This window comes from Mycobacterium sp., from assembly GCF_008709575.1.
Classification (GTDB): Bacteria; Actinomycetota; Actinomycetes; order Mycobacteriales; family Mycobacteriaceae; genus Mycobacterium.
In genome coordinates, this window is sequence record NZ_VYIK01000352.1 from 1 (window position 1) to 694 (window position 694).

Here is a 694-nt window from a genome sequence, read left to right on the forward strand (position 1 = left end):
ATTCCCATCACGACTAGCGGGAAGGTCAGACGCGCGGCGTGTGTCGAGCAGTACCGGAAGGATCGGTTCAGCCGCTTGGACACCTAGGAGCGTGGGTCGTTGACACTTTCTGCGGGTCCAGTGGTGCTGCATACCATGGGTTTCGGTTGTGCTGGGTGGTCAGCTGACTGCGAGGCCGGCCAGTCCGGCGGTATCGACGTGGCCGTGGAGTGTGCGCAGGTTGTGGCAGGCGGCCCGCAGCAGCCATTCGCCGCGGGCCTGCCCGAACCCACCGTTGGGAAGCGTTGGCCCGCGCCCGTGCAGCACGATGCGCGCCATCAGCCGCCGGTCACAGGGCGGCCCAACAAACTCGGCGATGAACCCAGGTGCTCAGCCGGCAGCCAGTCATCCAGCGACGGCGGCAACAACAACCCTCCGGGTCGAACCTCCGAAACGTCTTGTCCACCGTCGACTTCGCCGCTGCAGAATGGGTATCGACCCGCCCGGACGGGCGCCCCTGGCGCACCGGCCGCCCGTGCACCGCGGCCGAGTTCGGCGGCGGCCCGCTGCTTACCGATTCGGCTACTCTTCCGGCAGAACCATCGTCGGAATACTGCTGAAGGGGCGACATGACTGCCCAATTTGAGACGCCAAGACCGCAGGACAACTATCCGCAGCCGTCCGGTGGCCGGCCGCCCACCACCGATATCGGTCG

General features: G+C 66.9%; 1 protein-coding gene. It reads right to left on the bottom strand.

The features are described 5' to 3' along the window. Window positions 1–159: 159 nt before the first annotated feature. Entirely contained in the window at window positions 160–318 is a 159-nt protein-coding gene (locus F6Q13_RS18895; protein WP_293059780.1) for a hypothetical protein, read from the bottom strand. Window positions 319–694 lie beyond the last annotated feature (376 nt).